The organism is Daejeonella sp., assembly GCF_044342615.1.
GTDB lineage: Bacteria > Bacteroidota > Bacteroidia > Sphingobacteriales > Sphingobacteriaceae > Daejeonella.
On the sequence record NZ_JBIIPN010000225.1, the window covers coordinates 1 to 10,152 of the forward strand.

1 protein-coding gene is annotated in these 10,152 nt (G+C 37.8%); it reads right to left on the reverse strand.

Going from position 1 to position 10,152, the window contains the following annotated elements; translation table 11 throughout:
* A partial coding sequence (locus ACIQ0D_RS12665) for a hypothetical protein (protein WP_395806169.1) occupies positions 1-10,152 on the reverse strand: 10,152 nt, incomplete at both ends.

Below are 10,152 nucleotides of genomic sequence, written 5' to 3' on the forward strand. Positions count from 1 at the left end.
TGAGCGGGCGTACTGATGAATTGCACATTAGTAGTTGTTGTTCCACCAATGCCATCGGTAAGCACTTCAAAAACATTATTTTTAACTACTTCTAATTGGCTACTAACTTTAACTAGACTTGATTTATTTCCTGAATTAACCTCGCCTACTTGATAAAAACATGATGGCGATTCGACTGCGTCTAAGACCCCATCGTTATCATCATCGATGTCTACAAGATCTTTTATCCCGTCATTATCCGTATCCAAACAAGCATTGGCATTGGCAGACAAAGCATAAGTAGAATAAGTAGAGGCATAATTTACGCTTCCTGCAGTTGAACTTTCATAGTTATTTAATAAACCATTAACATTCGTATCTGTACCAGATGGGTAAACTGAAGTGCTTGTCGCTGTTAAAGAACTCCCTCCTTCAATGGCATCAGAACAACCATCTCCGTCTGAATCTAAATCTAAAGAATTTACAATTCCATCACCATCCGTATCACAACCTGGGTTTTGAATGATGGTAACTTGAACATCATCAATGAAATTCCCTGTAGTACCTGTTGGCGTAATAGATTTAAATGCAATGTAAGTAGTTGCTTGGTCTGCTGGAATGCTGTACGTTCCTGTGTAAGTTCCCCAAGCGGTATTGCCGTCCGACATTACTACCTGCGTAACAGCTGTGGCTAAAGATCCACCTAATTGTACTTCAGCTACATCCACGCCATCTCTACCACGGTGCTTTACAGACCAGCTTATAACAGATCCTGGTGGAACACATAGTTTTTGGTAAAAGGTTGACACGGTATAAGCATTCAATTCCGCATGCGCGTTTCCTTCTGCAGCTGGAACTGCGGTGTAGCCTGTTCCCCATAATTCAATAAATGTGTCGTTGGATGTTGACCATCCTGGCACTAATTCTTGTCCTAAAATCGTAACTGTTCCTAAAGGAATGAAATTCGACTCAAAGCCACCATTGATGATAGGTGTTTCACAAGTTACGTAACACTCCTGATTATCTAAAATACCATCATTGTCATCATCTATATCGAGTACATCACTCACACCATCTCGGTCAGTATCGGTACAACCGTACAAATTAGCTTTTAATGCTAAAATAGAATAGAAGCTTGTATAGTTTATTGTTCCAGCGGTTGTAGTACTTTCGTAATCATTTAATAATCCATTGCTGTTTGTATCTGAACCCGCAGGGTAGCTTGTTGTATTTGAAGTTGTTGAACTTCCTGCTTCTTTCGCATCAGAACAACCATCATTATCAGAATCTAAATCCAAACGGTTTGGAATGCCATCGCCATCTAAATCAGGAACACAAGGTTTATCTAGTTCTCCAACAAAAGATTTAAATTCATAATAAGATCTATCTGTTGTCGTTCCATCTCCAAAGGCACCACCAACATTATGTCCGATGTTACCCACGTACATATCATCTCTAAAAATTGGTGTGATATGTCCGCCATTCGCAACTGCAATAATTTTGGTGGATGCAGTAATTCCTAAAGGAATTTGTGGCAGATAAGAAGAACCATTTACTGGACCAACACCAATCATACTGGCTGAATTTGAACCCCAAGACAGTAATTGTCCGTTAGTTAAAATTGCTGAAGCAGATTCATTCGAATCATCGGCGTATTGCGTACTTAGGAAATCAACATCCGTTAAAGGAGCTGTTCCTGCTGAATTTTTAACGGTTGTCCAATAACTTAGGTCAACAATATCACCCTGACCTGTAATTCCTAAATCACTTTCACCAACCGTGTAAATTCGTTTATCTGAACCTAATACATAATAGGTTAAGCCAGCACTATTTGAGTTGACTCCAATAGACAATACAGAAACACCTGGAGTTAATGGATTTACCATTTCGGTAGCATAATTGGCTGCACCAACAGCTGATCCATCTCCTAAGAAGATTAAATTACCCCAAGTATAGAACTTGTTATCTGCTTTGCTATAGGCAAATGTTCCAGTTGTACTTGTTTGAATATGAGAAACCTTTAATAAAGGTGTTTTGTCTGTTTTGTAAACTTGCGTAAATGCTGTACTGATGGCGCTTAATCCAGCCCCATTATTTTCTTTATATTTTGCACTGTATGAATAGACTGTACCGTCTTTCATTAAGAACATCAAGTTCAATGTAGTGCCGTTGATGGACATTTGCTTCACTTCACTTGGGACAATATTAGCCGGCAAAGTTGCTTGACCAAAGGCAGCTGTTGCGCGCAATGCACTTGATTGTCCCCAAGTGTATAAACCCGTAGTGGTTAAAATCATGTACCCATTTAATCCGTATGCTTGTGCATGCAAAATGGTTCCGGTATAGTTATAGCCGTTTGCCGGTGTTATTGCCAATGGCATCGGATTAGCAAGGGTACTGGTTGGATCTGATTTATCACCAGCCACATAAAAAGTATTATTTGCACCTTTCCAAATAGTCCCGTGGAATGCTGCTGAAACATATCTTGCACGTGCTCCAGCTAAATCAGTAATATCACATTCTGTTACATCTAATACACCATCATTGTCATCATCGATATCAACAAAATCTTTAATTCCATCTGAATCTGTGTCTATACAAGTATTAATGGCATTATTTAAAGCAAAATCATAGGCTGAACTATATTTAATTGTACCAGCTGTTGTAGTGCTTTCGTAGTTATTTAATAATCCATTACTGTTATCATCTGATCCTGTTGGGTAATTAGACGTACTAGTAGCTAAAGTTGAACTTCCAGCTTCAATGGCATCCGCACAAGAATCGCCATCTGAATCTAAGTCTAAATGATTCGGAATTAAATCACCATCCAAATCTTCACCTAAACATGTTGATTTTGGATAAAAACTAGGGTTGTAGCTGGTTGGCAGAATAAATCGAGCAGATTCTACCCCTCCATATCCGGCAGTACCTGCCACACCCAAAAGACGGAAATATTTGAATTTAGCCGAAGGTGCAAGGGTGTTATTAATAGTAAAGTTTCCACTAACTGCAGTAGAAAAAGTTGCTGCAGATAAATCAGTCCAAGCAATATTATCCGTAGAACCCTGTAATTTAAAGGTACTTGTTGAAGCACTTGATATTGACCAAGAAAGCAAATCAAAACTCATTCCTGAAACCGCTACATAATCAGCAGCAGTGAATTTTAAAATTTCTTTTCCTACCCAATTGGTGCCTGATGCAAAACCAACTTTTGTTGTAGCATCATTATCAATTACAAAAGCAACCTCATTGGTTAAATATTGAGGCATTTCTGTACTTACCGTGGTAGGTTTAGCTATTTCTACCGAAGAATAGAAACAATATGGTGATTCCGTAGCATCTAAAACGCCGTCATTATCATCGTCAATATCGAAGTAATTAATCACGCCATCATTGTCAGTGTCTACACATAAACTGATGGTATTCGTTTTAGCATATTCGTAGGTATAGGATCCAGTATAGACCCCATTTTCAGCCGTTTCTAAACCATTGGCAAAACCATTAGCATCGTAAGGACCAGCTGCAATGGCATTGGCTACATTGGCAGTTGTGTTAGTTGTAGTGCTTGAACCTGCAGTCAAATTAACAAGGCTACCAGTAGTTAAAGTCCCTGTTACACCTGCTTCTTTGGCATCCGGACAAGCATCACCATCTGCATCTAAATCCTGATGGTTTGGTTTTCCATCTGCATCAATATCTTCATTACACGTGATTTTTGGGAAAGCACTACTATTATTTGAAGTCGATAGTATGAAAGTTGCATTAGCTACACCCCCAAAATTAGAAGTACCTGCAACACCAAATAGCCTAAAATATTTATATTTTTTAGTAGGCTGTAAATCATTAGTTAATACAAGCGTTGCTGGTGGTGTATACAATAATGATGAAACTGGCGCCGCTGATAGGTCATCCCAAAGTACATCATCTGTTGAGCCTTGTAGTTTAAATGTACTAGAAACATCTGCAGAGATAGCTCTAAAATCTAAATCTAAAGTCAGATTATTGATCGCAATTAAACCATTGGCAGTGAACTTTAAAATTTCTTTATTAGCTAAATATTGTCCTGCTTTGAAAGCAGAATAGCTTGACTTAAGCGCATCAATTGAATTGTTAACCGCATAAGTTGCTGTTGCATCATAAGGGAACAATTCAGAACTAACTGTTGCCGGCTTAGTTAATTCTACAAGAGAAAAATAACATGAACTTGATTCGATTGCATCTAAAATTCCGTCATTATCATCATCAAGATCAAAAATATCGGGCACAGTATCTCCATCAAAATCTGAACACGTTTTAATAGTGGCATCAATTGCATAGTCGTAAGGGTAATAGCTATTATAAACGCCGCTATCCGTTACAGTTTCTTTTGTATCAACAAAACCATTTGTTCCAAAGCTATTGCTAGAATCAAATTTAAAATCAGGAGTAGCATTAGTTGTTGTTCTTGCTTCGAAGGCATCGCTACATCCGTCGCCATCTGAATCTAAATCTAATTGATTTGGTATTTTATCGCCATCCGTATCACAAAGTCCGGCACTATTAAATATGTTAAACTCTGCATTTAAATAGGTTGGATTATATGTCGCATCTTGACTAAATTTAATGGTATTGGTACCTGTTAAATTGATAGGTACTTGTTGAAATTCTGCATTTACAAGGATTAATTCTTGATAATTACCTGCTCCATTTACACCGTCTAAGCCATAAATCTTAGTAAATCCCCTTTGATTAATTTTGATTCGCATCAAAGGGCGTGGGTTGGTATTGCCATAGGTCCACACTTGTCCCGCAGGAAATTGCAATGGATTTCCATTTGGTAAAACCACATCTGAAAAAGGAACTAAATAGGGAGTCGAAGCACCCATTGGTGCAAAATTCAATTCGCTTACCGTGGTGATATTAACATCGTTTATTTTTAGATTTAAGTTATTATCAATGTTCCAAATATCAATCCACAATTCCTCAGGGAAACTAGTAAGGGTTTGGGTAATACTCGGGGTACCCCCTGCATTTAGATCAAAACGTGGTACTAAAGGTTCAACACCTGGTACCGGACATTCAACGATATCTAAAATACCATCATTATCATCATCTAAATCATATAAGTCAGGCACTCCATCACCATCAAAGTCTAAACAAGCACTAATATTTTTATTAGTTGCTGTTTCATAGCTGTAAGTATTTTTATAAATACCACTTTCAGCAGATGTTTCAAGAGCATCGGCAAAGCCATTGGCTCCGAATGAGGATGCTCCTCCTGCCACTACTGCATTTGTTAAAGTGGTAGATGTGAGTGTACCTATAGCAAGCGAAGTGCCTTCCAAATTAGTTGCAGCACCCGATGTTAGTGTAGTAGGTATTTTAGCTTCATTGGCATCTGCACAACCATCCCCATCAGAATCCAAATCTTTATGATTCAAAACTCCGTCACCATCGGTGTCACTCAAACAAGCCGACTTAGGATGCTGACTCGGTATATAATCTGATGTAACATCAAAATACACCTCATTGGCATATCCATTGGTATTTATTCCTCCACCACTCGCCCAGAAAATTTCATAATATTGGTATTTCGCTTGATTTTGAGTTACCGTAAATACGTTTGCATTTTCAGAATATAGCGTAGTATTTGGGTAAGGGAAAATTTGGCTGGTTTCAATGCCTGCAGTGGCATTGATTGTAGCATCATAGCTTACTTCAGGAGTTGTACTTGTACCAGATAAGTTAGTCCAAGTAATTCCATCATTTGAGCCTCGTAGAATTAATTTTGTACCATCATTAAAATGAGTGTAAATACCTGTGTATCCCAATAAAATCTTTGACAATTTTACTGGCGTTTTTAGGTTGAATTTATAAACGGATACTCCCGAACCAAGTGCATTTACTGTGGCAGTAGTGGTAACCATTCTCACATCATAACTTGTTTGGCTGTTTACACCGTCCACTAACTTTTGAGGGTTATTTTGAGGACTAACCATTGTTAATCCTGTGGTAACTTCAATTTCCGGACGTTTGCCATAATGCCACTCATTTTCAGTATAGAAACAGTTTGGCGATTCTACATCGTCTAAAATTCCATCGTTATCATCATCAAGATCTATTGCATCACTGATTCCATCGCGGTCGGTATCGGCACAATATGAAATATTGTTTGATAATGCATTTACGTATTTAGAAGTATAATTTAGTGTACCATTATCCGGTACTGTTTCCTTTGAATTGATTAACCCATTGCTTCCAAAATCTGCTGCTGTTCCTGTAAATTGAAAATTAGCAGTTGTAATTGCGGTGGCTTCTGCCTCTAAGGCATCGCTACATCCATCATTATCAGAATCTAAATCGTGATGATTGAATATTCCGTCTTTATCTTTATCATCATTACATGTTGCTTTCGGGAAAACCGAACCATCATAGGTTGATGTGTTTACATCAAAATAAAACTCAGAAGCAATACCTGCTAAAATATTAGCAGTAGCTACTCCATAAATACGATAGTATTTATATTTAGCAGCGTTTTGTGTGATGATAAATTTATTTGAATTCGTTAGAGAAACTGTACCATTTGCCGTTACGTTTGTTGCATTGGCTGGTGAAGCAATTGCATCTGTTAAATCAGTCCAAGCAGTATTATCATTCGAACCTTGAACTTTTAAACTTGCTGCTGTTGCTGCAAAAATTTGTGTACCAGAGGTTTTTAAAATATAGATAGCATCTAGTTGCGTTGGCTTTGTTAACTCAATCTTAAACAATTCTTTATTCAATTGTGATTGTGCCGTGGCGGTTACAAATTGTACAGCATTGGCTGTTCCATTATTATCTGTTAACCAATCGAAGTTACTAACTGTACTAATTGTGGTTAATTGAGATGTGATTTTGGTATAGAATGTTTTATCAGACTTATTCCATTCAACAGCGCTAAAGAAACAAGAAGGTGATTCAATAGCATCTAAAGTCCCGTCATTATCATCATCAATGTCCGTATTATCAAAAATACCATCGCCATCCGCGTCTTTACAATCTGCTAAATTTTTAGCTATTGCGAATGGATTATATAATGAAGTATAATTTATTGCCCAAGGATACGTTATATTTTGATAGGTGGTTAATAAACCATTTCCATCTGCATCAGCACCCGTTGGATAAACCGTTGTAATTGTAGAGGTAGTAGAGCCGCCTGCCTCAAACGTATCCGAACAACCATCGCCATCTGAGTCTAAATCTAAATTATTAGGTTTTCCATCGCCATCGGTATCAGTTTCGATACATGCACGTGAAATATTGATAGTTGAACCATTTGCCGTCGTGGAATTATTATTAAATAAAGTCCAATCAAAAACCGAAGCATCTGCAATTAAGAATTTGAAACTTCCTCCACCCTCAAGTAAGTTAACTTTGGGTCTCCAACGAATGGTTGTTGCTCCATAAATATCTGGCATATCCACCCAAGCTGTTCCATTCCAAACTTGCAATTCGTCTGCTGGATCTGAAAGTTGAACAATCAATCCACCGGCGCTAAATTCGTGGTATTCATCAGTCGTAACAAAACCTGAAGTAGTAACTGTATTATTGGTAATTTGGAGACTTATTGGATCAGGGAAAGTTAAACGGTATCCTGTTTTTGTACCTGTACCTGCAATAACTGACATTCCGATATTTCCATTTGCATTACCGACTGGAGCAGCATTCTGCTGTGCACCTGTAAGAACACTGGCAGAGGAGAATTTCAACAATCCTACTTCATCTACATTTCTATCTGTAAAAAGAACTGGACTAGCAAAGTTTAGAGGCTTTACAATTCCTTCTTGACAATCGGTTGCTCCATCATTGTCATCGTCAATATCTTTAATATTAGGAATGCCGTCTAAATCGGAATCCAAACAAGATTTAGTTAGAGGCTGCATCGCTGGATTGTAGGTATAAGTACCTTTGTAAGATCCACTTCCTGCTGAAGTCTCAAGTCCATCAGCAAAACCATTGGTACCATAGGGTCCAGGAATAACATCCTCAGACAATTGATCTGCTGCTGCTACGCCCGAAGTACTGATAAAAGTTGTACCTGCTTCGTTGGCGTCGGTACAACCATCGTTATCTGAGTCGAGGTCTAGGCGGTTTTGTATTCCATCGCCATCGCTATCCAAAAATGAAACACAAGAAGTGTAAACAGCTAAACCAGCTGTTCCAGAGGTAGCATTTGATTCTAAGATTCTAAAACTTACTTCAACAATTCCTTTGGTTGTTGCACCAGGAATATTTTTCAAACGCACAATTCCCCACGACTGCTCTGTACCACCCGTTGGATTTAGGGTTTGGAAATAAGGTGTTCCTTGTGCAAATGGTGCTCCATAATTTTTGGTAAAATTCCCTGTAAAATTATTTACGTTATTGGGCTGCGATGTCCAAATGTCAGCCGTTGGAGCATAAGATGTTAATAAATCAAATTCTACTTTATTGATGATCGTCCCATCACTTAATTTAACACTAAAATCTCCAAAACGATCCACTTCATAAATGGAAGCAAACTGCAAGGCTACATCTTCTACTGGAGTAGCAAAACTCAAAGTATAACCCGGTTGTAATTGGGCAAATGATTGGGTCATCCAAGAGGGGAATACTGAATTGTAACCAAATACCCCAGTTGTTGTACCATTTATATTTTTAAGCGTAAATGCAGCAGGTCCAGCACATGTTGCCTGTTCTCTTGTATCTAAAACACCATCATTATCATCATCTAAGTCTCTTAAATCGATAACACCATCATTGTCTGTATCGGTACATGCAATTTGGGTATAATCTAGCGCAAAATCATAGCTATAGGTACCATTATATATACCATTATCTGCTGTTGTTTCTAAATTATTGACTAATCCATTGGAACCAACAGATGTAGTGGGATGGGCAAAATTGACTGTTTTAGACGTAGTTGTAACTGCTTCAAATGCATCAGAACATCCATCACCATCGGCATCTAAATCTAAGTGATTGTATTTTAAATCACCATCGGTATCGTTGTTACACGTTAATTTCGGGAATTTTGATGCTTGATAAGTTGTATTGTTAAAATCAAAATACACCTCAGAAGCAATACCGGCTAGCACATTGGCAGTTGCTACTCCATAAATACGATAAAAGCTGTACGATCCTAAATTAGTATTTAGTGTAAATTTATTGGTATTCGTTAAAGAGAGTACCCCATTGATGGTTGTTAATGAAGCAGTATTTACAGGATTAGCTGCTGCTGACATCAAGTTGGTCCAAGTGCTATTATCATTTGAACCCTGCACCATCACATTACCGCCAAATAATTGGGTTGCCGTAGTTTTGGCAATATAAATAGCTATTAAAGGTGTTGGCGCGCTAAAGCTGAATTTTAATAATTCTTTGTTTAATTGGGATTGAGCTGTTGTAGTAGCAAATTGAACTGCTTCCACAGTTTCACCTATTCCATCAGTTAAAGCTAGTAAATTGTTATTCAGTAGATTCAATTGAGAGCTTACACTTACAAAACGAGATTTATTGGTACTGTTCCATTCTGCAGGACTGAAGAAACAAGCTGGAGATTCTATTGCATCTAGAACACCATCATTGTCATCATCAATATCAATTAAATCTGTAATGCCATCCGAGTCTGTATCAACACAGGCATTTACAGCGTTATTTAGGGCATTATTGATATAAAAAGTGGTATAATTCGGAATTCCATTATCGACAATATTTTCTAGAACATCAGCTAAACCATTAGTTCCTACTGCTGATGTAAAGGAATAATTTGCGGCAGTTGATGTAGTTGCACCTGCCTCTTTAGCATCGCTACAACCATCACCGTCTGAATCTGGATCCAAACGATTGACGATACCGTCATTATCTGAATCTATTTCTGCACCACACAGTACTTCCAATTTTAAATCAGACATTGTATTGCCTACATCTAATTTTAAGGTGAGAGAAGAAATGCGGGAAGTGGTTATGCTCCAAGTTTCTGAATCTGTATTGGCTGCATTCTTAGGAGTAAAAACAATTGTTCCATTGAAATTCGAATTCAATGTTAAATTAGATTTTGGATCGCTTAAATTAAAGCTTGCACCGGTGGAACTAATTTTCCAACGATCGCCCGAATCAAATCCAACAGTATTATTATCAGCATGTTTTATTTTAATGATAACAGGCGAACTAAAG